22 protein-coding genes are annotated in these 22,157 nt (G+C 45.5%); 10 read left to right on the forward strand and 12 right to left on the reverse strand.

What is annotated here, in order from left to right:
• Nucleotides 1-11 precede the first annotated feature (11 nt).
• Nucleotides 12-1,610: an L-aspartate oxidase gene (nadB, locus tag B5Z18_RS20015; RefSeq protein ID WP_079471271.1), complete on the forward strand. Its 1,599-nt coding sequence runs from the start codon at nt 12-14 to the stop codon at nt 1,608-1,610.
• 53 nt (nt 1,611-1,663) lie between these two features.
• Entirely contained in the window at nt 1,664-2,524 is an 861-nt protein-coding gene (locus B5Z18_RS20020; RefSeq protein ID WP_079471272.1) for a lysophospholipid acyltransferase family protein, read from the forward strand.
• 72 nt (nt 2,525-2,596) lie between these two features.
• Here B5Z18_RS20020 and B5Z18_RS20025 read toward each other — a convergent pair whose 3' ends face one another.
• The 5 genes from B5Z18_RS20025 to B5Z18_RS20045 all read right to left on the reverse strand — a co-directional run bounded on the left by B5Z18_RS20025 (nt 2,597) and on the right by B5Z18_RS20045 (nt 6,687).
• A complete protein-coding gene (locus B5Z18_RS20025; protein WP_079471274.1) occupies nt 2,597-3,103 on the reverse strand; it encodes a BON domain-containing protein in 507 nt (168 codons plus the stop codon).
• Nucleotides 3,104-3,224: 121 nt separating this feature from the next.
• Nucleotides 3,225-4,628, reverse strand: a complete 1,404-nt coding sequence (locus B5Z18_RS20030) for an MBL fold metallo-hydrolase (protein WP_079471275.1) — start codon at nt 4,626-4,628, stop codon at nt 3,225-3,227.
• A 134-nt stretch (nt 4,629-4,762) separates the two neighbouring features.
• Nucleotides 4,763-5,122 carry an ArsR/SmtB family transcription factor gene (locus tag B5Z18_RS20035; RefSeq protein ID WP_012788619.1) on the reverse strand — a complete coding sequence of 120 codons (360 nt, stop codon included), beginning with the start codon at nt 5,120-5,122 and terminating at the stop codon, nt 4,763-4,765.
• Between the two features lie 213 nt (nt 5,123-5,335).
• Entirely contained in the window at nt 5,336-6,013 is a 678-nt protein-coding gene (gene tsaB, locus B5Z18_RS20040; RefSeq protein WP_079471276.1) for a tRNA (adenosine(37)-N6)-threonylcarbamoyltransferase complex dimerization subunit type 1 TsaB, read from the reverse strand.
• Between the two features lie 8 nt (nt 6,014-6,021).
• On the reverse strand, nt 6,022-6,687 hold the full coding sequence (locus B5Z18_RS20045; protein ID WP_079471278.1) for a 3-hydroxyacyl-CoA dehydrogenase family protein: 666 nt from the start codon (nt 6,685-6,687) through the stop codon (nt 6,022-6,024).
• Nucleotides 6,688-6,785: 98 nt separating this feature from the next.
• On the opposite strand from B5Z18_RS20045, the gene B5Z18_RS20050 reads away from it, so the two are divergent.
• Nucleotides 6,786-7,169 (forward strand): RidA family protein, encoded by a 384-nt coding sequence (locus B5Z18_RS20050; protein WP_079471279.1) that lies wholly within the window; start codon nt 6,786-6,788, stop codon nt 7,167-7,169.
• A 58-nt stretch (nt 7,170-7,227) separates the two neighbouring features.
• Here the strand turns inward: B5Z18_RS20050 and B5Z18_RS20055 are convergent, their stop codons facing one another.
• Nucleotides 7,228-8,898, reverse strand: a complete 1,671-nt coding sequence (locus B5Z18_RS20055) for a L,D-transpeptidase family protein (protein ID WP_079471280.1) — start codon at nt 8,896-8,898, stop codon at nt 7,228-7,230.
• Between the two features lie 166 nt (nt 8,899-9,064).
• Here B5Z18_RS20055 and B5Z18_RS20060 point away from each other — a divergent pair, with 166 nt between their 5' ends.
• The gene (locus B5Z18_RS20060) at nt 9,065-9,391 is read left to right on the forward strand and encodes a cupin domain-containing protein (protein ID WP_079471282.1); all 327 of its coding nucleotides are present in this window, start codon (nt 9,065-9,067) and stop codon (nt 9,389-9,391) included.
• Nucleotides 9,392-9,427: 36 nt separating this feature from the next.
• Here B5Z18_RS20060 and B5Z18_RS20065 read toward each other — a convergent pair whose 3' ends face one another.
• The 3 genes from B5Z18_RS20065 to B5Z18_RS20075 form a co-directional block, all read right to left on the reverse strand.
• On the reverse strand, nt 9,428-10,978 hold the full coding sequence (locus B5Z18_RS20065) for an Rne/Rng family ribonuclease (RefSeq protein ID WP_079471283.1): 1,551 nt from the start codon (nt 10,976-10,978) through the stop codon (nt 9,428-9,430).
• 456 nt (nt 10,979-11,434) lie between these two features.
• On the reverse strand, nt 11,435-12,277 hold the full coding sequence (locus tag B5Z18_RS20070; protein ID WP_079471284.1) for a tetratricopeptide repeat protein: 843 nt from the start codon (nt 12,275-12,277) through the stop codon (nt 11,435-11,437).
• A 24-nt stretch (nt 12,278-12,301) separates the two neighbouring features.
• Complete coding sequence (locus tag B5Z18_RS20075; protein WP_073084475.1) at nt 12,302-12,589, reverse strand: HU family DNA-binding protein; 288 nt, start codon at nt 12,587-12,589, stop codon at nt 12,302-12,304.
• 220 nt (nt 12,590-12,809) lie between these two features.
• Here B5Z18_RS20075 and mutY point away from each other — a divergent pair, with 220 nt between their 5' ends.
• The 6 genes from mutY to B5Z18_RS20105 all read left to right on the forward strand — a co-directional run bounded on the left by mutY (nt 12,810) and on the right by B5Z18_RS20105 (nt 18,702).
• A complete protein-coding gene (gene mutY, locus B5Z18_RS20080) occupies nt 12,810-13,883 on the forward strand; it encodes an A/G-specific adenine glycosylase (RefSeq protein ID WP_079471286.1) in 1,074 nt (357 codons plus the stop codon).
• Between the two features lie 197 nt (nt 13,884-14,080).
• Nucleotides 14,081-14,539: a single-stranded DNA-binding protein gene (locus tag B5Z18_RS20085; protein WP_079471287.1), complete on the forward strand. Its 459-nt coding sequence runs from the start codon at nt 14,081-14,083 to the stop codon at nt 14,537-14,539.
• A 123-nt stretch (nt 14,540-14,662) separates the two neighbouring features.
• Complete coding sequence (gene gldE, locus B5Z18_RS20090) at nt 14,663-16,015, forward strand: gliding motility-associated protein GldE (RefSeq protein ID WP_227024458.1); 1,353 nt, start codon at nt 14,663-14,665, stop codon at nt 16,013-16,015.
• A 22-nt stretch (nt 16,016-16,037) separates the two neighbouring features.
• A complete protein-coding gene (gldD, locus tag B5Z18_RS20095; protein ID WP_079471290.1) occupies nt 16,038-16,640 on the forward strand; it encodes a gliding motility lipoprotein GldD in 603 nt (200 codons plus the stop codon).
• 72 nt (nt 16,641-16,712) lie between these two features.
• Nucleotides 16,713-17,282 (forward strand): DUF3109 family protein, encoded by a 570-nt coding sequence (locus B5Z18_RS20100; protein WP_079471292.1) that lies wholly within the window; start codon nt 16,713-16,715, stop codon nt 17,280-17,282.
• 46 nt (nt 17,283-17,328) lie between these two features.
• Nucleotides 17,329-18,702 carry a LutB/LldF family L-lactate oxidation iron-sulfur protein gene (locus B5Z18_RS20105; RefSeq protein WP_079471293.1) on the forward strand — a complete coding sequence of 458 codons (1,374 nt, stop codon included), beginning with the start codon at nt 17,329-17,331 and terminating at the stop codon, nt 18,700-18,702.
• On the opposite strand, the gene B5Z18_RS20110 is transcribed toward B5Z18_RS20105, so the two are convergent.
• From B5Z18_RS20110 to purH, 3 genes are all read right to left on the reverse strand, one after another.
• Nucleotides 18,703-19,908, reverse strand: a complete 1,206-nt coding sequence (locus B5Z18_RS20110; protein WP_079471294.1) for an energy transducer TonB — start codon at nt 19,906-19,908, stop codon at nt 18,703-18,705.
• Nucleotides 19,901-20,479 carry an RNA polymerase sigma factor gene (locus B5Z18_RS20115; protein ID WP_079471295.1) on the reverse strand — a complete coding sequence of 193 codons (579 nt, stop codon included), beginning with the start codon at nt 20,477-20,479 and terminating at the stop codon, nt 19,901-19,903. Before B5Z18_RS20115 ends, B5Z18_RS20110 begins: the two co-directional genes overlap by 8 nt.
• 153 nt (nt 20,480-20,632) lie before the next feature.
• Entirely contained in the window at nt 20,633-22,147 is a 1,515-nt protein-coding gene (purH, locus tag B5Z18_RS20120; protein WP_079471296.1) for a bifunctional phosphoribosylaminoimidazolecarboxamide formyltransferase/IMP cyclohydrolase, read from the reverse strand.
• Nucleotides 22,148-22,157 lie beyond the last annotated feature (10 nt).

Here is a 22,157-nt window from a genome sequence, read left to right on the forward strand (position 1 = left end):
TTTGTCTAACTATGCAGCAAACAGACTTTCTTGTCATCGGTTCAGGAATTGCAGGGCTCACTTATGCGCTCAAGGTGTCACAACAGTGTCCGGATAAAAAGATCACCGTCATTACAAAGAGCCGGGAGGATGAAACCAACACCAAATACGCCCAGGGCGGCGTTGCGGTGGTAAATGACCTGGAGAATGACAGTTTCGAGAAACATATAGAAGATACGCTCATCGCGGGCGACGGGCTCTGTAACGAACAGATAGTAAAGATCGTGGTAACCGAAGGGCCGGAAAGAGTGAACGAGATCATCGAATGGGGCGCCAACTTCGACAAAAATGCCGATGGCGATTTCTCTCTCGGCCGCGAAGGCGGGCACTCCGTTTTCAGGGTGATCCACCACAAGGATGTTACCGGCAAGGAAATTGAACGCGCGCTGCTGGAGGCCATCCACCAACGTCCAAATATAGAACTGGTCACACATTGCTTCGTGGTAGATCTCATCACCCAGCACCACCTGGGCTACCTGGTCACCAAATCCACGCCCGATATAGAATGCTACGGGGTATATGTACTCAACCTCGCTACCAATAAAATAGAAAAGATCCTGTCTAAAGTAACCCTGCTGGCTACCGGTGGCAATGGACAGGTATACCGCAGTACCACCAATCCCAACATCGCTACCGGCGATGGCGTGGCAATGGTGTACCGCGCAAAGGGCCGTATCGAAAACATGGAGTTCATCCAGTTTCACCCTACAGCCCTTTACCAGCCAGGTGTAAGCCCTTCCTTCCTCATCACCGAGGCAGTAAGAGGCGATGGCGGTATTCTCCGGAATATCCACGGGGAAGACTTTATGCACAAATACGATCCACGCCTGTCGCTGGCTCCGCGCGATATTGTGGCCCGCGCCATCGACAGTGAAATGAAGATCACCGGTACAGAACATGTATACCTCGATTGCCGGCACATGGACCTGGAGAAGTTTATTCATCATTTCCCCAATATCTATGAAACCTGTAAGGCCGCAGGAATTGATGTGGCCCATCAGATGATCCCGGTATCGCCTGCCGCGCATTACAGCTGTGGCGGTATTAAAACCAATGAATGGGGGCTCACCTCTATCCGTAACTTGTATGCCTGTGGCGAATGCGCCAGCACCGGGCTTCATGGCGCCAACCGTCTTGCATCCAACTCACTGCTGGAAGCAATGGTGTTTGCCCATCGCTGCTTTATGGATGCCACGAGCAAAATAGATTTACTGGAGTTCAAAGAAAATGTACCCGACTGGGATGCCACCGGCACCAGCGCACCCAAAGAAATGATCCTGATCACCCAAAGTTTGAAAGAGCTGAAGCAGATCATGAGCGATTACGTAGGGATTGTAAGAACAGACGTACGTTTGCAACGCGCCCTCCGCAGGATGGATATCCTGCATGAAGAAACGGAAGACCTCTACGAAAAAACAATGGTATCGCCGCAATTATGCGAACTGCGTAACCTCATTACGGCAGGATACCTGATCGTAAAAGGAGCCGCCTTCCGCAAAGAAAGCAGGGGACTTCATTTCAACACCGATTATCCGTTTAAGAGCGAACTGGTACAAAACATTGTACTGTAAGCTAAACGGCTGTCTTTCATTACCTTTGCGTTGGATTTACAACAATCAGGAATATGTATTATCTGCTGCTTGCTTTTTGCTATAGCCTTTCCATATTGCCATTCCCGGTACTTTACTTCATCAGCGACGTACTATACGTGCTGGTGTACTATGTGATCGGGTATCGCAGGAAAGTAGTGATGGAGAATCTGACCCAGGCCTTTCCGGATAAGTCAAAGGAAGAACTCACCCTTCTCGCTAAAAAATATTATCACAACCTTACCGATATGATGGTGGAAACCATCAAACTGCTTACCATGAGCAAAGCACAGCTGCAAAAGCGGTTCCAGTGCGACCTTACGGTATTGCATGAATTATATGCACAGGGTAAAAGCTGCCAGTTACACCTCGGGCATAACTTTAACTGGGAGTGGGCAAACCTGTTTTGTATGCAGGGCGTGGCATTTCCATTCCTGGTAGTATATATGCCGCTTACGAGCAGGCCGGCCGACCGGATGTTCCGTCATTTCAGGGAAAAATTCGGCACCATCCTCATTCCAGCAAACGATATGGGCAACAGTATGCGGGCATGGACCAACAAACAATATTTAATTGCGCTGGTGGCAGATCAGAATCCCGGAAACCCACGCAGCTGCTACTGGTACCCCTTCCTCAATAAAATGACGCCGTTTTATAAAGGTCCGGAAATGGGCGCTAAAAGAAGCAATATCCCCGTAGTGTTTGTGGACATCCGTAAGGTAAAAAGGGGTTATTATCATGCTTCACTGAAGCTGGCCTTTGAAAATCCGCAACAGGAGCCCGATGGCGCTATCACAGAAGCTTTTGTAAAATATCTCGAAAAAAATATTCATGAACAGCCTGAAGTATGGGTGTGGAGCCACCGGCGCTGGAAACATGAATATAAAGGGAAGTAAAAAATAGTTTTTTTTACAGGAGATGGATACCTCATTATCTCCTGTGTTGCTTCATGCTTTTACCACACTATTTTATTTAACCTGTACGTTATTCGTTATTTTTTTTGCGGAGAACTGTTGTGCAATCTGCAGCATACTACGAACGTTTTTCTTTTTCACCATTCCGTCGAGGGTGATTTCCCCGTTTGAAACAGTAACCCTAACGTTGTTAAACTTCCGTGCAGCGTACACAGAATCGAGTGAGTGTTTCAGGAGATCGTCAGTATTGGGTGCTGCCGGGGCAGGCGATGCCGGCTGGGCAGTCGGGGCTACTACGGCTGTTTTTACGGTAATATTATCCTGTACCGACTTCACTCCTTTCAATCCTTTTAACGCGTCTTCAGCGGCCGATTTGGCCACTTCGTCGCTCACCTCACCACTAAGCATCACTACCCCGTTCTTCACATCTGCAGTGATACCGGGAATGTTACTCAGCTTTTCATTCACCTCTTCTTTTAACTCTGCATCCGAAGGTTTACAGGCGAACATCAGCATGTTCATAAACATCAGCAACGCTATTGCCAGGGTTTTGATTGTCATGCCTAAACAATTTTGTAGCAAGAAGTTAACAAATACGCGGGGAATAGCCAAAAGAAAACGGGAGCGATAAGAAGAAGATCATGCTTCTTTTTATCGCTCCCGTTTAAAAATATAGCGGAAATTAGTTCAGTACTGTTTTTTCCTGAACTACCTGTAATGCTTTCTGGTCCTTCATTTTAGCGAAACCGCCTTCTATGTTACGCAAATTGTGGATCCCTTCTCTTTTCATGATAGAGCAGGCAATGATGCTGCGGTAACCACCCTGGCAATGTACGTACAGGTTGTGGTTATCTTCCAGGTCTGCTAATTTTCCCGGGTCCATCATATCACCGAGGGTAATGTTAAGCGCATTTTTGATGTGGCCATCAGCAAATTCGATAGGCTTACGAACGTCGATGATCACCAGGTTGGGATCATGCGGAATGTCCATTGCCAATTCGTCTGCTTCTACGGTGATGATCATATCTTTTGCTTCGCCGGCTGCTTCCCATGCAGGGTAGCCACCATTCAGATAGCCGACAACGTTATCAAAACCTACACGTGCCATTCTTACCACGGTTTCTTCTTCTTTACCGATAGGGGTAACCAGGATAATGTCCTGGTCAAACGGCAGGAGGCTGCCGGCCCATTCCGCAAAGCGTCCTTCCAAACCGATGCTGATAGCGCCGGGTACATATCCATCGCCAAATTCAGTAGCCGGACGTGTATCGAGGATCAGTGCTCCTACTTTACCTTTTGCTTTGAATTCAGCAGGGGAAAGTGGCTGCATAGCCTTTTCCATTACCGCTTTCAACGCATCGTATCCTTCCTTGTTTATTTTTGCGTTGATAGGGAAATAAGATGGCGGTGTAGCTAAACCGCTGGTCACTTCTTCTATAAATTTATCTTTATCTGTAGCCAGTAATGCGTAGTTGGTGGCTTTTTCCTCACCGATGGTGCTGTAGGTATTTGGTCCCAGGTTTTTGCCGCAGGCAGAGCCGGGGCCGTGTGCGGGGTATACGATTACAGCGTCCGGTAATGTTTTAATCCGGTTGTTGAGCGAATCGAACAGGTATCCGGCCAGTTCTTCTTTGGTGAGGTTGCCGCTGAAAAGATCGGGGCGGCCTACATCTCCAACGAATAAGGTATCTCCGGTAAATACGGCGTACGGCTGTTGCTGTTCGTCTGATAACAGGTAACAGGAAGATTCCAGGGTATGCCCGGGTGTGTGCAGCACTTTAAGGGTTACTGCGCCGATCTCAAATACTTCATCATCTTTTGCTATGTAGGAATCAAAGCTGGTTTCAGCGTCCGGGCCATATACGATTTTTGCGCCGGTAGCTTCTGCCAGTTCCAGGTGTCCCGAAACAAAGTCAGCGTGAAAGTGAGTTTCAAAGATGTATTTAATGGTAGCGTTGCGTTCTCTTGCCAGATCCAGGTATACTTCAATATCACGCAACGGGTCAATCACTACCGCGACCCCGTTGGATTCTATGAAGTATGCCGCTTCCGACAAACAGCTGGTGTACAATTGTTTTACGTACATGGTTTTTGATTTTTACAAATTTACAACTTCTGAGGCTGTACACTTATGGATAAAATCTATACCAAAATAAAAAAGTAGCCGTATGGCTACTTTTTTATATAATACTTTCCGTAGTGATACACGGATCAATGCTTTTAACCAACAAGTTCTTCCACAAACTTCGCCACTTCAGCAATACGTTGCTTGTTGATGGTGTAGTGAATAAACTTACCATCTCTTTCTGTAATTACAATGCCAGCACGCCTTAATATGGCGAGATGTTGCGATGCTACCGATTGTTCCAGACGCAATTTCACGTAAATCTCCGTCACGGTCATTTTCTTGTGATCTTCCAGCAGCTTAATCATCTGCTGGCGCAGCTTATGGTTGATAGCACGTAAAACCATAGCAGCTTTCTTTACGGCAATGTAATCCAATTTGATCTGGTCTTTTTCATTGGTACCTCTAGAAATAATAAGAGTATTAGAAGAGGTAGTTAATAATGTTTTTTCCATCGCATAATAGTTTTAAAAAAATGATGAAATGAAAGGGATCAACGGACAGTACTCGCAAACAGTTAGACAACAATTGCGGTAATCGATTTATACAAAAATATAATATCTATCACAATAAAAAAAATTTCCATACCTTAATTTATCATATATATGCCCCGGATACTTGCAAATTAGATGTAATTTGACTATTCTATGACAAAACTAAGATATATGTCAGGGCTTTTGAGGAGAATAAAAGGGCTTGAGGTAGAAAGGGCTGAAATAAGCCAGGTCAACGAATAGCTTTTTTTCATAAGCCTGCGCCGACAAATGCGCCATATGTGCAGCACTTATCACATATTCTGCAAAAATAGCGTTTTTGTGTGAAGATATCATTAGTTGCCATTTGGGGCTGCCATCCCCGAAGAAGTAGATCTGGTGCGCCGCCAACTGTTCATCAAGAGAATTTGGCTCCAGGATCATTGCCTGTGGCGGCATGATCTCCTGTAAGCGGGCATCATACAAGCCCATAAACACTTCCTGCCTGCGGGCATCCAGCATAGGACAATATAACGCCTGTTCATTTTTTACTTCGGAGATTAAACCCTGCGCCATCATCTGAAGCGTGGAAATGGCCAGCAGCGGCTTACTCCAGGCATAACATAATCCTTTGGCAGTAGCCACGCCTACACGTAGCCCGGTATAGGAACCCGGTCCGGCACTTACTGCTACCGCATCCAGCTGCGCAGGAACAATGCCCTGCTCCTTTAGTATCTGCTGAACAAACACGATCATAGTGGCTGCATGGTCCTGCTGCTTTTCGTTCACCAGCGTTTGAATCACCTGTCCATCGCGGGAAAGGCTTACAGAGCCTGTTGTTGTTGCGGTATCTATATTCAGTATAAGTGCCATGTAAAAAATTAAATCGCTTCGTAGGCTGTTTGTAATGAGGCTGCTACCTGGTACCGGTCGTCGCCGGTTGCATCATGTACCGCCTTTAATACTTCATACACCTGCTTTATGCCTATCCGTTCGCTCCATTCGAAAGGCCCGTAAGGATAGTTGGTGCCTAAACGCATGGAAGTATCAATATCCTCCGGTGTTGCAGTGCCTTCCTGCGCCGTAAGAAAAGCTTCGTTAATGATCATGCATATCACCCGCGGCGTTACCAGTCCCACAGCATCCGCTACCAGCAGGTATTCCCAGCCCAGCTTATACATGAGGGTATCCAGCGTTTCCTTTTGTCCTTCATCCAGCACTGTTACTTCCAGTACCGGCATATTCACCAGCCCGGTCAGAAAGTTGCAGCCCATGATATTGAATCCCTGCTCAAACGCGTACTGGCCGATAATTTCGGTCAAAGACGTTTTCACTATCCCTGCCAGCACCGGGATTCCCGGATTTTTTGCATACACCATCGCATGATCCGGCCGGTCGTCGAAAATAAGATCCAGTACCAGGTCAAACGCTTTGAGAGATAAGACCTCTTCCAGGCTTGTTTTCCATTGTACATCATGATGCTTCGCCATTCCCTTCTCCTGCAATTCATCAAAGCGCTGTGCATCTGCTATTACCAGGATATTCATGCGTTAAATTTCGGCAAACCTAATAAAGAATCACTAATTATAATGCATCTGCTCCGCATACATTGGTGCGTTCTCAATTATTATTTACTTTCGTTTTCATGGAAAAGCAAATCATTAACACCAACAATGCGCCCGCTCCTATAGGGCCTTATAACCAATCTGTGAAAGCAGGTAATACCCTGTATGTATCCGGCCAGATAGCCCTGGATCCCGTTTCCGGCGAGTTGATCAAATCCGGTATTGTGGATGAAACCCACCAGGTAATGAAGAATTTACAGGCCGTTCTTACTGCTGCCGGACTGGGGTTTGAGCATATCGTAAAAACCACCATCTTTATAACAGATATGAAAACTTTCCCGCAGGTGAACGACGTATATGGCAGTTATTTCACCAGCGACTTCCCGGCCAGGGAAACCGTAGAGGTTTCAGGGTTACCTAAAGGGGTAAACGTAGAAATTTCTGTAATCGCTGTAGGGGCTTAACTTTACAGCAATACAGCGGAGGGGGGAAGCTCTTCCCTCCGCTGTATTTCATATTATTTTATTTACCAAATAAAGAGGCTGCCAGTTTTTTATCGTGACCATACACGTCATCCCTGAAATTCAGCCGTCCCTCGCTATCTACAAAGGCGGTGAAGTACACAATGAAAACGGGTACTTTTTCTTTTATCGTTACAAACTTTTCTTTACCACCATTCATAGCGTCGTCAATTTTCTTTTCTGTCCAGGATGAATCGCCACGCAGCAACCATTCTGCGAGGTGCTTGGGCTCTGCAATCCTGATACAGCCGTGGCTGAAGGAACGCTTGTTTTCTCCAAACAGGTAACGTGCAGGCGTATCGTGGAGGTAAATGTTATACTCGTTAGGGAACAGGAACTTCACTTTGCCGAGTGAGTTTTTACCACCAGGTTTCTGCCTTACGATGTAAGGAAAATTCGCTCCCGAATATCTCGCAAAATTGATAGAGCCAGGGGCAATAACTTTACCGCTGGCGCCCACTATTTCCATATTCTGACGGGCAAGATACCCGCTGCCGCTACGTTTAAGGCCGGGCAGCACTTCACCGCCCAGGATACCCGGAGGTACATTCCAGTAAGGACTGAACACTACATAACGCAGGTCTTTTGTGAAAATAACCGTGCTGGCGCCCGGCTTACCCACTACTACATTACAGCTCCACGATAATTTCCCTTTATCATACACATGCATTTTAAACTGCGGGATATTTACCAGGATATAATCCGTGGTAGGCTCTATGGGTACCCAGCGTAAACGTTCCATATTGAGCAGGATCTTTTGAATACGATCCTGTACGGGCGTATTCAATGCATCCAGTACGCCTTTGGTAATGAGGCCATCTTCTTTCAGTCCCATCCTCAGCTGGAAATTACGCAGCGCAGAATCCAGCGCTACTGTGAACTGACGGCTGGTATCTGTTCCTTTCAGGTCGCCATAGGCTTCCAGCCTGGTTTTCACTGCCGCAATTACTTCAGAAGAATCTCCTTTTTTGAAACTCTTCTGGGTGGTGCGGATGGAATCCCATTTGGTGGAAGATTCAATCTGGGCCAGCTTCTTCAATTGCTGACGCAGCATGATATAGTGCCTGTTTACCGGTTCATCATCTTCAAAAGCATTCGTCTTTTTACTCACCATAGAATCCAGCAGGCTCTCCATATCAATTTTCTTGCGGGGGATAAACCATTCCAGGTCTTTGGCGGAATCAGCGGTAAGTCCGCCCCATACTTTATTTCCATAGGCAAAGAATTGCGCGGTAAGCAGCATTTCAATGCGGGGAATAGCGGTATCGCCGGGTTTCAGGCCCACATCACTCACCAGCAGGGTATCTGTAAGCCGCTGCAGATCGGGGTTCATCAGGCTGCTGTCTTTAATACCATAGGCCGCGTCATTCTTCATCATGTTGATGAAGTTACCTGCCTGTTCGGTAAGACCATCTTTATTGATCCAGGCAAAATGGTAATCGCGCTTACGGTAAAAGTTGCGGATATATTCGTCATAGGCGTCATACGAGGTATGTGACTGCAGGAAATTATTTACATAGTTGCTGTCGATCGTTTGTTCAATATACTCCTGTTTGGTATAGTGAGTGGTATCTCTAGCTTTTGTTTTTTTCCGGGAGCCGCCCTGCTGCTGACAGGCAGCAAAAATAATCAGTGTCAGTAAGGCCAGTGAGGAGTAAAAACGTATAGTCATAAGCGTAATGGATGTTGAATTATTTACTTAAAACAAACATGACAATCAAACTGTTGGGATTGGAAGGGTATTATGCGGTAAATGTATGAAATATATATACTTATCGCTTCAGACCGTTGTTAAAATCTGGTGTATCAGCTATATTTAATATCTAAAAGATATAAAAATGAACAAACCTGCTCCTTTGGATACTATTCCTGTAAAAAATACGATTGCCGGGCATTATGGCCGGTTTGTGCATGGCAGTAAGAGTACGTTGGCTTTCTGGGAGATAAAGGCGGGATTTGAATCGCCGGTACATCAGCATCCGCATGAGCAGATCACTTATATAGCCGAAGGTGTGTTTGAGATGAGCCTTGATGGCCGGAAGTATACGCTGAAGCAGCATGATACACTGGTGATTCCGCCGGATACGCCGCATGGCGGGCGTGCGCTGGAGGATTGTAAGATCATCGACAGTTTTAGTCCTGCCCGTGATGATTACAGATATTAAAAAGAAAAGGTCCTGGTTAAACCAGGACCTTTTCTTTTATAATTTAATTTCTTCGTCGTTAGCGTCAAAGAAGCGATATTCAGTAAGATGGTAATTGGAGTCAGCTTTGAGTTTTATCCATTTCTTATATTGGAAGTACCATTTCCATTGTTTGGATGCCAGGAATCCTTTGGTAAGGAAGGCATGCAATATAGGGTGAACGCGGATGGTAAGACCTTTGTGTTGGTGATTGAGCAGGTATTGCAGGTTCTTTTCGATGTCTTCGAGGATCAGCATGGATGCACCGATTTTGCCGGTTCCTCTGCAGGTAGGACAATCTTCTGCCACGGAGATGGTGATCTCAGGTTTTACCCGTTGGCGGGTAATTTGCATGAGTCCAAACTTCGAGATGGGCAGGATGGTGTGTTTAGCTCTGTCCTGGGCCATGAATTTCTCCATAGCTTCAAAGATGGCTTTCTTGTTTTCCGGCAGTTTCATATCAATGAAGTCAATGATAATGATACCGCCCAGATCACGCAGTCTTAATTGCCGGGCAATTTCAGCAGCGGCTTCCAGGTTGGATGCGAGGGCATTTTGTTCCTGGTTGTTGCTGGAGCTTTTGTATCCGCTGTTCACGTCTACAACGTGCAGGGCTTCTGTGGCTTCAATGATGAGGTATACCCCGCTGTCGAGATTCACGGTTTTACCGAAGGAGGCTTTCACCTGCCGGGTAATCCCGAAGTTGTCGAATATGGGGGAACCGTTGTTGTAATAGTTAACGATATCAGACTTTTCCGGCGCAATCTTCTGGATGTACGTTTTGGTGTCAGTGTAGATATTTTTATCGTTTACAACGATGCGGTTAAAGCTCTCATTGAGCAGGTCACGGAGGATGCTGGCAGTTTTGGTTTGCTCGCTCAGGATCTTTTGCGGGGCTACGCCTCCACTGAGATTTGCCTGGATATTTTTCCAGGTTTGAACGAGGGTGGTCAGATCTTCGTGTAATTCTGCAGTTTTCTTTCCTTCAGCGGCGGTGCGTACAATAACGCCAAAGTTGGGCGTTTTGATGGCTTCCACGATTTTCTGCAATCTTTTTCTTTCTTCGGAGGAGTGGATTTTTTTAGAAACCGCAACAATATCATTAAAGGGTGTTAACACTATAAATCTTCCGGGTAAAGAAATTTCGCAGCTAAGGCGTGGGCCTTTAGAAGAAATGGGTTCTTTCAGAATTTGTACGAGGATATTGGGTTTGCCGCCCAGTACATCCGTAATTTTACCGGTCTTGACTATCTCCGGTTCATTTTTAAATTTGGTAAAATCAAATCCATCGGGCGTTTTATCGCTGATGGCCATTGAAGTAAATTTAAGAATGGAGCGGATATAGGGGCTGAGATCCGTGTAATGTAAAAAGGCATCTTTTTCAAAGCCTACGTCGACAAATGCAGCATTTAAGCCGGGTATCAGCTTTTTCACCTTACCCAGGTACAAATCGCCTACTGAGAAGTTAGGATTGCCACTTTCGTGATGTAACTCCACTAGCTTCTTATCTTCCAGTAACGCAATTTCCACCCCTGTGGGAGCCGCATTTATAATAAGTTCCTTATTCAAGCGTCCAAAATTTTAACCTTTAAAACTTCACCTTTATGCTATGCACACGGCTATTTAAGAACAGCTTACTGCATACCAAAACAATAGCTCACCTATAAAGTTAGCGTATTTCTTCACGTTCGTGATGAATGGATTGCTTAAGGGTTCAGCGATCACTGCAGGTAATGTCCGGAGAATTCAATTGCGGGATCTATGGAAACAACCTGCATGACTATAGCAATTTAAGAAGTAAATGCTAGAATCATGCAGGATATATGAAAATTTTTATCCGACCACCGCGCCGGGAGCATACCTTGTTAGTATAAATGGCGGGAAACTGGAGTAATTATTTCTTCTTACTTTTATGCCGGTTCTTTCTCAGTCTTTTTTTACGCTTGTGAGTGGCAATTTTATGTCTTTTTCTTTTCTTACCGCAAGGCATACGCTGATACTTTTTTAAATGATTGAAAAATAATATTATTGAATACTTTTAATGTAACTATCTACTTCTTTCTTCAGTTCCGGATCGGTCATGAGTTGTTTGCTTTTTTCAAACAGTTCAATCGCTTTCTTCTTGTCTCCCTTGCTCCGGTACGATTCTGCCAGCACAAATAACACTTTTGCATTATCCGGGTGGTTCTTCGCAACGCCTTCCAGTCTTTCGATAGCTTTATCGTACTGACCTGATGTAATAGCAAGGTTAGCTAAAGTAACCTGTGCGTCGATATTATCAGGGTGTGCTGCAACGACTTCTCTCAGCTTGGCTACGCCGGTCATAGGTTCACCGGTGTTCATGTACACCATAGCCTGTGATATTTTCAGCGTATCATTTGCCGGGTTCAATTGTATTGCCTGATCAAACAAAGTAATTGCCTGCTGGGCTTCCCATTTTGCTACACGCGGATCTTCTGCATGTTGCAAGTGGGCCAAAAATAAATTGGCTGCAAAGGTGAGGCTTTTTTCGGAATTTTCCAACTTAGCGGCTTCGCCAAGATAATATGCGGCTACGGGCAGCTGGTTGAGGCTGTCCCAGGTGTTGTACAATTGATGGTACGCGGCTATCTGTTGGGTTTTCACATCCCCGCGGACAACATTTGTTTCAATGGTATTTACCTGTAAAAGTTTTTCAGCAGGAATTTTCCCTTTTGCGGTTTCCAGCAGTTCAGAGAAGGCAATAGGTGCTACATCCTGTCCACCCTGCATAGGGGCGGCAGATGACATAGGTTTCTTTTCCGACCGGGGCACAGTACGGCCAAAGGCGAATAATATCACCAATAGTGCTACCGCAGCACCCACCAGAAGAACTTGTGATTTTTGCATCGCCTAAATTATTAGGCTGCAAAATTAAGAACTTTTGAGCTTCTTTACTTCAGCAACAAATTCTTTCGAAGGTTTAAATGCCGGAATAAAGTGCTCGGGGATCTCCACAGCTACGTTCTTCTTGATGTTACGCCCAATCTTGGCGGCCCGTTTTTTTGTGATAAAACTTCCAAACCCACGGATATAAATGTGTTCTCCGTTAGCAAGAGCTTCTTTCACCTCTTTAAACATGGCCTCAAGTGTGACTAACACATCAACTTTGGGGATGCCGGTTTTTTCAGCAATGTTGTTAATTAAATCAGCTTTTCTCATATGAAAGCGAGAGGATTACTTTACTCTCAAAGTTAATTTAAAAATTCTAATTGCTGAATTTTAAGCAAATAAATTTTATCATTTTTTCTTATAACTGGTATTGGCGATAAATTATATTTATTTGCAGGCCCGGAAATGGGTATCCGTTGTACCTTATAGGGTTTTTGTACAGCATTTGCCATATCAATATACTAAATAATTTTATTAAAATAATATATAAATGATATCACCCCGACAATTTTTTACCGAAAAATTACTGGAATGGAACCGGGAAACGAATACCCGCAACATGCCCTGGAAGGGTGAAAAAAATCCCTACCGGATCTGGCTGTCTGAAATCATTCTCCAGCAAACCCGCGTGGAGCAAGGCTGGCCGTACTATGAAAGATTCATTCAGCACTATCCCACTGTTAAAAAACTGGCTGCCGCACCAGATGAAGAAGTGTTCCGTTTATGGCAGGGATTAGGGTATTATGCCCGCTGTAAAAATATGTTGGCAGCCGCGCGGGAAATTACGGCTACCTATCAAGGTAAGTTCCCCGACCAGTATGAACAGATCAAAGCGCTCAAAGGAATAGGCTCTTATACAGCCGCCGCCATCGCCTCCTTTGCCTTCAATCTTCCCTACGCCGTGCTTGATGGCAACGTTTTCAGGGTCCTCTCCCGCTATTTTGGAATCGAAACGCCTATCGACAGCACCGCCGGAAAAAAGCAATTCGGCACCCTCGCCCAGGAACTGCTGCCACAGAGCCTCTCTGCCGAATACAACCAGAGTATCATGGACTTTGGCGCAGTGGTATGCAAGCCTCAGCAACCTCTTTGCGGGGAATGTGTGCTCCGCAAAAAGTGCGTGGCCCTGCATGAACAACTCGTTCCACATCTCCCGGTAAAAACAAAAAAACTCCTGATCAAAAAAAGATATTTCAATTATCTCCTTGTTCACTATAAGGAAGATATATATATCCGTAAGAGAACAGACAGCGATATCTGGCAGAACCTGCATGAGTTTGTGCTCATCGAAACAGCAGGCCCTTCAGACATCACGGCACTGCAATCGTCGGGAGCCATTGACCCCATCCTGGGGAAAACGCCTTTTGAAATAGACCGGGTGTCGGCTCCGTTTAAACAACAACTCACCCATCAAACCATACACAGCCAGTTTATCAGCATCACGGTGAAGAAGGCGCCGGCTATCCCGGGGTATACCCTGGTGCCCCGCAGCAGCCTGAATAACTACGCTTTTCCAAAGACCATCACAACCTTTCTGGAAAGTAATCACCTGCAATTATTCTAATGAGCACGCATAGAGAATAAAAATATACATTAAGTGTTAAGCCACTTCAGGAATAGTGCCCGGTAACGAAATCCGGCTTAACCTGCTGCCAGTAAGAAATTTTTCCCTATCGATTGGAAAAAAATATTAACTTTAAGAAGGTTGTTTATTTATTAAAAGAAGAACTTTTTAACAATAGACTAAAAAAACCTACAACTATGAGAGGTGTTAATAAAGTAATCCTGATAGGCAATTTGGGCAGAGATCCGGATGTACAGTTTCTGGAAGGAAATATCGCAGTAGCCAAATTTTCACTGGCTACCACTGAAACGTTCAAAGACAGAGCCGGCAAGCTCATTTCACAAACAGAATGGCATACGGTGGTGCTATGGCGGGGACTGGCCGAACTGGCGCAGAAATACCTGCACAAAGGTAGTCTTGTTTACATTGAAGGCCGCTTGCGCACCCGCAGCTGGGAAGACAAAGAAGGCAATAAGAAATTTGCCACCGAAGTTGTAGGAGATAACCTGGTTATGCTGGATAAACGCATGGACCTCAACAACCAAGATCACCCCATACCTCACCATAGCAGTACGGGTTCAGGCAGTGGAGAAAGTTTTCCGGGACTGGAAATCCCCCCTTCACTGAACGAACCAGCAGACGATCTGCCTTTTTAGTTGCAAAAAAATATTAAGTTTTAAATGTACGTAATCCCATATAGGGACATTACTTATATTTGCGTGCAGGGAAAGCAATTCCATGAATTACTTTCCCCTATTTTTTGATTAATTACATCAAAGTTGAACATCTTGGGCATCCTTCCGGCAAGCTACGTATCCTATTTTTTACAAGCCAGCGCACCAATTGGCGCCCCTAACGTGGTGGTATTTCTGCTTGTTATTTTTATTCTGCTCCTGCTAACCTTTATTGTTTCCGGTGCGGAAGTAGCCTTCTTTTCCCTTAACCACAAGGATCTGAATGTGCTTAAAACACGCCAGAATGCCTCGGGCAAACTGATCACCAGACTGCTGGAAAAGCCAAAATCACTGCTCGCTTCCTTACAAATTGCAGGTGTATTGCTCATGATCGCATTTATCATGATCACCAATTACCTCGTTACCCAGATGGAAGACCTGCAAACACTGCCGGTAGTATCCCTCCTGGTAAGGATTTCCGCGATCTGCCTCATCTTACTCTTTTTCGGCCAGATACTCCCCCGGGTATGGGCCGCTCAAAACAATATCCGTTTTGCCACCTATTTCGCCTGGTTCGTAAGCGGTATCCATGCCACTATGGAACCCATCAGCGATTTTTTTGTTGGCCTCAGCACCAGCATCGAAGACCGCTTCTTTCACCGCGGCAGCGGCCCGGTAAATTACCAGGAAATCGATGAAGCCATCGAAATGAGTGTGGACGCCACCGCCTCCCAGGAAGAAAAAAATATCCTGAAAGGCATCCTTAAATTTGGCAATATCACCGTAAAACAGATCATGCGCGGCCGTTTGGACGTAAACGGCGTGGAATACGACAGCACTTTCGGCGATATCGTGAAAAGTGTAGCCGACCTGCATTATTCCCGTTTACCTGTTTATAAGGACAACCTGGACAATATCGTGGGCGTTATCCACACCAAAGACCTGCTCCCCCATCTCGACAAAGGCAATACCTTCGACTGGCACGAAGTAATGCGCCAGCCTTTCTTTGTACATGGCCATAAACTGATCGAAGACCTGCTCTCTGAATTCCAGAGCAGACGGATGCACTTTGCCGTAGTAGTGGACGAATTTGGCGGTACCTCCGGCATTGTAACCCTGGAAGATATCATGGAAGAAGTGATCGGCGATATCAAAGACGAATTTGATGAAGAAGAATTTAACTACAACAAAGTAGATAACTTCACCTACGTATTTGAAGGCAAAACCATGCTGAACGACGTTTGCCGCATCATGAACATCTCTCCTGAAACATTTGAACCCGTAAAAGGCGAAAGCGACTCCCTCGGTGGTCTTATACTGGAACTGGCCGGAAAATTTCCTGAAGAAAACAGCGTTATTAACTACAATAACTTCGATTTCACTGTACTGGAAGTCAATAAAATGAGGATCCAGAAAGTACAGGTAACCATCAGGCCGGACGCCGCTGAAAAAGTGTAACTGCCTGTTAAATAAGCATAAAATGCCAGCGATTAAAGGAAAGGCCCTCGCACTGATCATCGGGCTGATGTGTATATTTGCCGCCTGTGAAAACGTACCCACACCGAAGCCCAGAGGCTATTTCCAGGTAAAATTTCCGGAGAGAAAATACCGCACTTTCGATATGCCCGGATATCCTTACACATTTGAATACCCGGCATATGCCAATATCGTCAAAGACACTTCCTTTTTTGGCGCAGCCCCCGAAAACCCTTACTGGATCAATATAGACTTCCCCTCCCTGAACGGGAAAATTTATATGAGCTATAAGATCATCGGCCCCGGTAACAACAGCTTCCGCAAACTGGTGGACGATGCCTTTAAAATGACCTACAAGCATACCTACAAGGCAGAATATATCGATGAAAACAAGATCCATACAGCAAACAACGTAAGCGGTACCTTCTATGAAGTGGGTGGCAACGCCGCCTCCTCGAAACAATTCTTTGCCACCGATTCGGTAAAACACTTCCTCCGCGGCGCCCTTTATTTTGATGTTACACCCAACGCGGACTCCCTCGCACCCGTTTACCGGTTCCTGGAACAGGATATGTGGCATATGGTAGAAACCCTGCGCTGGAGATAAGCCCTGAATGCTGTAACTTTGTGGTCTTAATAAGATTGTCTGTCTGCAATTTCAGGCAAAAGACCATTCCCGATGATTATCATTGACGATAAATACATAAGTGACGAAGTAATTGAGGAGCAATTTGTGTGCAATCTGTCTGCCTGCAAAGGCGCCTGTTGTGTAGCGGGCGATTGTGGCGCTCCACTGGATAAAACAGAAGTTAAAATCCTGAAGAAAATTTATCCGAAGATTAAATCTTACCTCCGGGAAGATGGTATCAAAGAAATTGAGCACACTGGTACCAATACTACCGACGATGAGTATGGATATGTTACCCCTATTGTAAACAAAGGCATTTGTGCATACGCCACTATAGACGATCACGGCATAGTAGGTTGTGGCATCGAGAAAGCATACAATGATGGAGTGGTTGATTTCAAAAAACCTATTTCCTGTCATCTCTACCCTATCCGTATTAAAAAATACGAAACATTTGAAGCAGTAAATTATGACCGTTGGGAGGTTTGCAAACCCGCCTGCAAGAACGGTAAAACCCTTCAGGTGCCAGTGTATCGTTTCCTTAAAGATGCTTTGATCAGAAAATACGGCACGGAATTTTATGAAGTGTTGGACAACATCGCAAGAAAAGAACACGGGTAAATCATTTTCGGATTTAACTATCTTTAATTAGGAATATTGCTTGCTTATGCATCAAACAGCATCTACTTTTCTGGAAGAAAGTGAAAAGAAAGCGTCTGATCTCGGCCACCGGCAGACGATCAACTTCAATATAGGCAAATACAATACAGCTGTAAAAGCCGGTAAACAACAGTTTACGGATTTACCCGGCGCAAGGGAAAGAGCCAAGAACATCAAGTGGAGAGCTATTGAGCACCTGGATAATCACCTGGAAGAATTCGAGCAAAACTTTACCCGTCGCGGCGGCAAGGTCATCTGGGCCGAAACTGCCGAACAGGTACAACAGGAAATACTGGCCATTTGCCAGGCCAAGCAATGCAAAAGCATCGTAAAAAGTAAGTCGATGGCTACCGAGGAAGTACACCTGAACGCCTTTATGGAAAGTAATGGCATCGAGTGTGTGGAAACTGATCTCGGGGAATATATACAACAACTCGACGGAGAACCGCCATACCACATCGTTACCCCGGCCATGCACAAAAGCAAGGAGGATGTGGCCCACTTGTTTGCAGATAAACTTGGTACTGATCCCGGGCTTACACCAGAGCAACTAACCCTGGTTGCCCGCGAAAAGCTCCGTCACAAATATCTTCAGGCGGAAATAGGTATCACCGGCGCCAACTTCATCATAGCAGATACCGGCTCCATAGCCGTTACAGAAAATGAAGGCAATGCGCGTTTAACCACGGCATTTCCCAAAACTCATATTGTACTGGTGGGTATTGAAAAAGTACTCCCTTCTATTACAGACCTCAGCCTGTTCTGGCCTTTACTGGCTACCTATGGTACGGGGCAGCAGATCACCGCTTACAACAGTATTTTCAGCGGCCCCCGGCAGGAAGGAGAAATAGACGGTCCGGAGGAAATGTATGTGATCCTGATGGACAATGGCCGTACCAACATCCTGCAGGATACTACTGCACGTGAAAGCTTATACTGCATCCGTTGTGGCTCCTGCCTCAATGCCTGCCCTGTTTATAAAAATATTGGCGGTCACTCATATGCCGCCACCTACAGTGGTCCTATCGGCGCTGTGATTACCCCTCACCTGAAAGGGATGGACTCTTACATGCACCTGAGCTTTGCCTCTTCGTTGTGTGGTAACTGTACTGAAGTATGCCCGGTGCGCATTAACCTGCATGAACTGTTGCTGCATAACCGTCAGAAAGCAGTAGAGGAAAACTATACTTCCGGGGGAGAGAAATTTGCCTGGTTTATGTGGAAGCAAGGCTGTAGCAGCCGCAAAATGATGAACTTAGCCAGTGGAAAAATGAAAAATTTCCTGCTGCGAAGATTCTTTGCCAAAAGCTGGGGAGATAACCGCGAACTACCTGTATTCGCCTCCAAATCCTTTAACCAGCAATGGAAAGAGCGAAAATAGCTACTTATCTTTCTGCACATTAAATTTTACCCTGACTTTTACTTTAGCGGGCTTTCCGTCTGAAGCAGGTATCCATGCCGGGCCTTCTTTGATCACCCGGATGGCTTCTGCATCACACGCATCATTCAGGTGACGGATAATTTTAAAGTCCTGCAGGCTACCATCCGGCATAACGGTAAAGGATACACGTACAGTACCGTTATATAGGTTATCCGGGTTAACAGTTTTGGTTTTAAGATAATTTTGAAAAGCGGTTTCCCCGGTTATAGGAGCAGGCGCCCGGTAGGCATTGATATCAGTATCGTCAGATGACACGTCTACTCCTGCCACCTTCCCTTGCAAGAATGCCTGAGTACCGGAATCAGAAATGGCGCTTTCTTTGACAACAGTTACTGCACCCGTAACATTTTGTTTCTTTTGTATACCATAACCAATCACTACTACTTCGTTTAATGCATTCTTCTGACTATCCAGTTTACCCAGTGAATAATTATTTTGCCCCCTTATCATTATCTGTTTCTCTTTATTTGGTGCAGGAGGGACTGCAAAATTCCGCTGTTGTTCAGCGCGCTCCGCCTGAATGGCCGTGGCCGCAGCGGGAACACTACTATCGACATCAGGTACTCTTCTGCTGACAGAAGGAACTGTTTTATCTGCCGCCTCGTTTTTGGCGTAGGGTATAGTCTTATCCGCGGCTTCAGTTGCCGGCTCCTGTTTTGCGGCTTGCTTTTCGGCAGTTACCGGTTTAGCGGGTGTGGGAGGAGTAATTTTTTGGGCAGGATGATCAGCATTTGCCGGCGATGGTGCGGTGTCTCCATGTTCGGAGAATACAGACGCCGGTTCCTTTGCAGAATTAGATGTATTTACGCCGGCAATGGGCGTTCTCCGTTGCTGTTCCCACAGGAACCAGCCTGCAGAAAACATCAGCAGCAAAATGGCCGCGGCCGCGGCTATTCGATAAAACATCGGGCGGATGCGGCCTCTGGAGGCAATTCTTTCAGACAATCTGGCCGCAAGGTCTTCCTGGTGGGCGGTTTGTTCCGGCGTGTGCAAGGCATAGCCTTCCAGCGCATCAGCCAGGAACGGGTCGTCCAGGGCCTGACGTTCCAAGGCATGCATGGCTTTATCGTCGAGCTCACCTGCCAGGTATTGGCGGATAAGTCCGGCGAGTTCTTCCGGTTTTATATGTGGCCGCTTGTCAGTCATTTTGTTGTTCCATACATATTTTCAGGTTCCGCTTTCCGTTCTGGATGTAGCTTTTCACCTTATTCATTTCATATCCGGTGATAACGCTCACTTCCCGGTAGCTCTTTTCCTTCAGGTAAAACAAGTCTACACTGCGTTTTTGTTCTTCCGGCAAGGTTTCCAGGCATTTTTCCATGCTCTGCAGGTTATCTTCCAGTGATACTCCGTTTTCATGATGCCCGTTTTCCCCGTTTTCCACAATGGGGTGATCATCAATAGACACCTGGCGGGATTCCTTATTTTTCATTGCCCGCAGCTTCATTAAACAATGATTGCGGGCAAGTACATGCAGCCAGCTTTTAAAATTCTGGACTTCATGTTGCTTCAGTTTTATAATTAACTCTTCAAAGATCTGCATTACTGCATCTTTGCTGGCTTCTTCATCAAAATATCTCAGGCATACACCGTATACCAGGTTCATATAACGCTGGTAAAGGGCTGCAAGAAAATCCAGTTTACCGGTGGTTTTAAACTCCCCGATCAACCAGGCATCATCTGCATCCTGCATGATATTTTGTTGGATAAAAGACATTTGTAGCTGCTATTCGCTTATGGTCCTCGCTTTTAGGATGATATTGATTTACAAGTCAACAATACTATTATTATTTTTTGAATATTATAAGATGAAAATAAGAAAGCACCGGGAAATTCCGGTGCTTTCTCTTATAAATTCTCATAATTACCGCTAGTGTCTGAAGTGACGCATACCGGTCATTACCATCACCATATTATGTTCTTTACAGAATTCGATGGAGTCATTATCCCTCATGGAGCCACCGGGCTGGATAACCGCAGTAATGCCATGTTCGTGCGCAATGCTTACACAGTCGTTGAAGGGGAAGAATGCATCGGAAGCCATTGCTGCGCCTTTCAGATCGAAGCTAAACTGGCCTGCCTTTTCAATAGCGTGGCGCAGTGCGTCGATACGGGAAGTCTGACCACAACCTTTACCAATCAGCTGCTGATCCTTTACTAATGCGATAGCATTTGATTTCAGGTGTTTGCAAACGATATTGGCAAATTCCAGGTCAGATTTTTCAGCCGGTGTAGCTGGACGGGCCCCTACTTCATTCCATTCTTTGTAGTTACCATTATCGCTGTCCTGCAGCAAAACGCCATTCAATACATTTTTGAACATGTATTTGCTCTTTACCGGTTGTTTCTGTTCCAGGAGGATGCGGTTCTTTTTGGCCTGCAGTACAGTAAGTGCATCGGCATCAAAGCCCGGAGCGATCAGGATTTCGAAGAAAATTTCGCTGATGGATTCCGCAGTGGTTTTGTCGATTACCTTGTTGGTTACCAGTACGCCGCCAAAAGCGCTTTCCTTATCGCCTGCCAGTGCTGCGTCCCAGGCTTCTTTCAGCGTATCACGGGAAGCAATACCGCAAACGTTGGTATGCTTGATCACAGCAAAGGTGGTGGCTTCAAATTCCTGGATCAGCTGGCATGCAGCGTCTACATCCACCAGGTTGTTGAAGGATAATTCCTTGCCATGTAATTTGTTGAAGATTTCGTTGAGGTTACCATAGAAAACACCACGCTGATGCGGGTTTTCACCATAACGGTTCACTTGTCCTTCCGGAATAGAGAGCTGGAAGTTTACGCCCGGCTCATTATTCAGGAAATACTGGGAGATCGCCACATCATAGTGAGCGCAAACTTCAAATGCTTTAGCAGCAAAGTTTCTGCGGTCTTCAATGGTAGTAGCGCCGTTGTTATCGGTCAGTACTTTTTCGAGGTCGGCGTATTGATCTTTAGAAGCAACAATCACCACGTCTTTGTAGTTTTTGCCGGCTGCACGGATCAGTGATACTCCGCCTATATCAATTTTTTCGATGATGGTTTGTTCTACCGTGGTGCTCTTCACTGTTTCCTCAAATGGATACAGGTCAACAATTACCAGGTCTATTTCCGGAATCTGGTATTCCTTCAGTTGTTCCAGATCCTGTGGATTATCGCGGCGGGCCAGAATACCACCGAATACTTTAGGATGCAGGGTTTTAACACGTCCACCCAAAATAGAAGGGTAAGCAGTCAGGTCTTCAACAGCTACACATTTCACACCCAGGTCCTCAATAAATTTTTGGGTACCGCCGGTGGAATAGATGGTAACACCTTGTTCACCTAATTTTTTAACAATGTTCTCCAGGTTATCTTTATAGAAAACGGAGATCAACGCTGATTTAATTTGCTTTTGCATGAATGGAAAA

Source organism: Chitinophaga ginsengisegetis, from assembly GCF_900168065.1.
In the GTDB taxonomy this organism is placed as follows: Bacteria; Bacteroidota; Bacteroidia; order Chitinophagales; family Chitinophagaceae; genus Chitinophaga; species Chitinophaga ginsengisegetis.

Excerpts from the sequence above, each read along its gene's own strand:
- B5Z18_RS20110 (WP_079471294.1), bottom strand. The coding sequence starts at position 19,908 with ATGACTGACAAGCGGCCACATATAAAACCGGAAGAACTCGCCGGACTT.
- B5Z18_RS20045 (WP_079471278.1), bottom strand. The coding sequence starts at position 6,687 with ATGAATATCCTGGTAATAGCAGATGCACAGCGCTTTGATGAATTGCAG.
- gldD (WP_079471290.1), top strand. The coding sequence starts at position 16,038 with ATGCCAGCGATTAAAGGAAAGGCCCTCGCACTGATCATCGGGCTGATG.
- B5Z18_RS20075 (WP_073084475.1), bottom strand. The coding sequence starts at position 12,589 with ATGAGAAAAGCTGATTTAATTAACAACATTGCTGAAAAAACCGGCATC.
- B5Z18_RS20085 (WP_079471287.1), top strand. The coding sequence starts at position 14,081 with ATGAGAGGTGTTAATAAAGTAATCCTGATAGGCAATTTGGGCAGAGAT.
- nadB (WP_079471271.1), top strand. The coding sequence starts at position 12 with ATGCAGCAAACAGACTTTCTTGTCATCGGTTCAGGAATTGCAGGGCTC.
- B5Z18_RS20025 (WP_079471274.1), bottom strand. The coding sequence starts at position 3,103 with ATGACAATCAAAACCCTGGCAATAGCGTTGCTGATGTTTATGAACATG.
- B5Z18_RS20050 (WP_079471279.1), top strand. The coding sequence starts at position 6,786 with ATGGAAAAGCAAATCATTAACACCAACAATGCGCCCGCTCCTATAGGG.
- B5Z18_RS20070 (WP_079471284.1), bottom strand. The coding sequence starts at position 12,277 with ATGCAAAAATCACAAGTTCTTCTGGTGGGTGCTGCGGTAGCACTATTG.
- B5Z18_RS20030 (WP_079471275.1), bottom strand. The coding sequence starts at position 4,628 with ATGTACGTAAAACAATTGTACACCAGCTGTTTGTCGGAAGCGGCATAC.
- B5Z18_RS20100 (WP_079471292.1), top strand. The coding sequence starts at position 16,713 with ATGATTATCATTGACGATAAATACATAAGTGACGAAGTAATTGAGGAG.
- B5Z18_RS20035 (WP_012788619.1), bottom strand. The coding sequence starts at position 5,122 with ATGGAAAAAACATTATTAACTACCTCTTCTAATACTCTTATTATTTCT.
- B5Z18_RS20055 (WP_079471280.1), bottom strand. The coding sequence starts at position 8,898 with ATGACTATACGTTTTTACTCCTCACTGGCCTTACTGACACTGATTATT.
- B5Z18_RS20105 (WP_079471293.1), top strand. The coding sequence starts at position 17,329 with ATGCATCAAACAGCATCTACTTTTCTGGAAGAAAGTGAAAAGAAAGCG.
- B5Z18_RS20115 (WP_079471295.1), bottom strand. The coding sequence starts at position 20,479 with ATGTCTTTTATCCAACAAAATATCATGCAGGATGCAGATGATGCCTGG.
- purH (WP_079471296.1), bottom strand. The coding sequence starts at position 22,147 with ATGCAAAAGCAAATTAAATCAGCGTTGATCTCCGTTTTCTATAAAGAT.
- B5Z18_RS20020 (WP_079471272.1), top strand. The coding sequence starts at position 1,664 with ATGTATTATCTGCTGCTTGCTTTTTGCTATAGCCTTTCCATATTGCCA.
- B5Z18_RS20060 (WP_079471282.1), top strand. The coding sequence starts at position 9,065 with ATGAACAAACCTGCTCCTTTGGATACTATTCCTGTAAAAAATACGATT.
- tsaB (WP_079471276.1), bottom strand. The coding sequence starts at position 6,013 with ATGGCACTTATACTGAATATAGATACCGCAACAACAACAGGCTCTGTA.
- mutY (WP_079471286.1), top strand. The coding sequence starts at position 12,810 with ATGATATCACCCCGACAATTTTTTACCGAAAAATTACTGGAATGGAAC.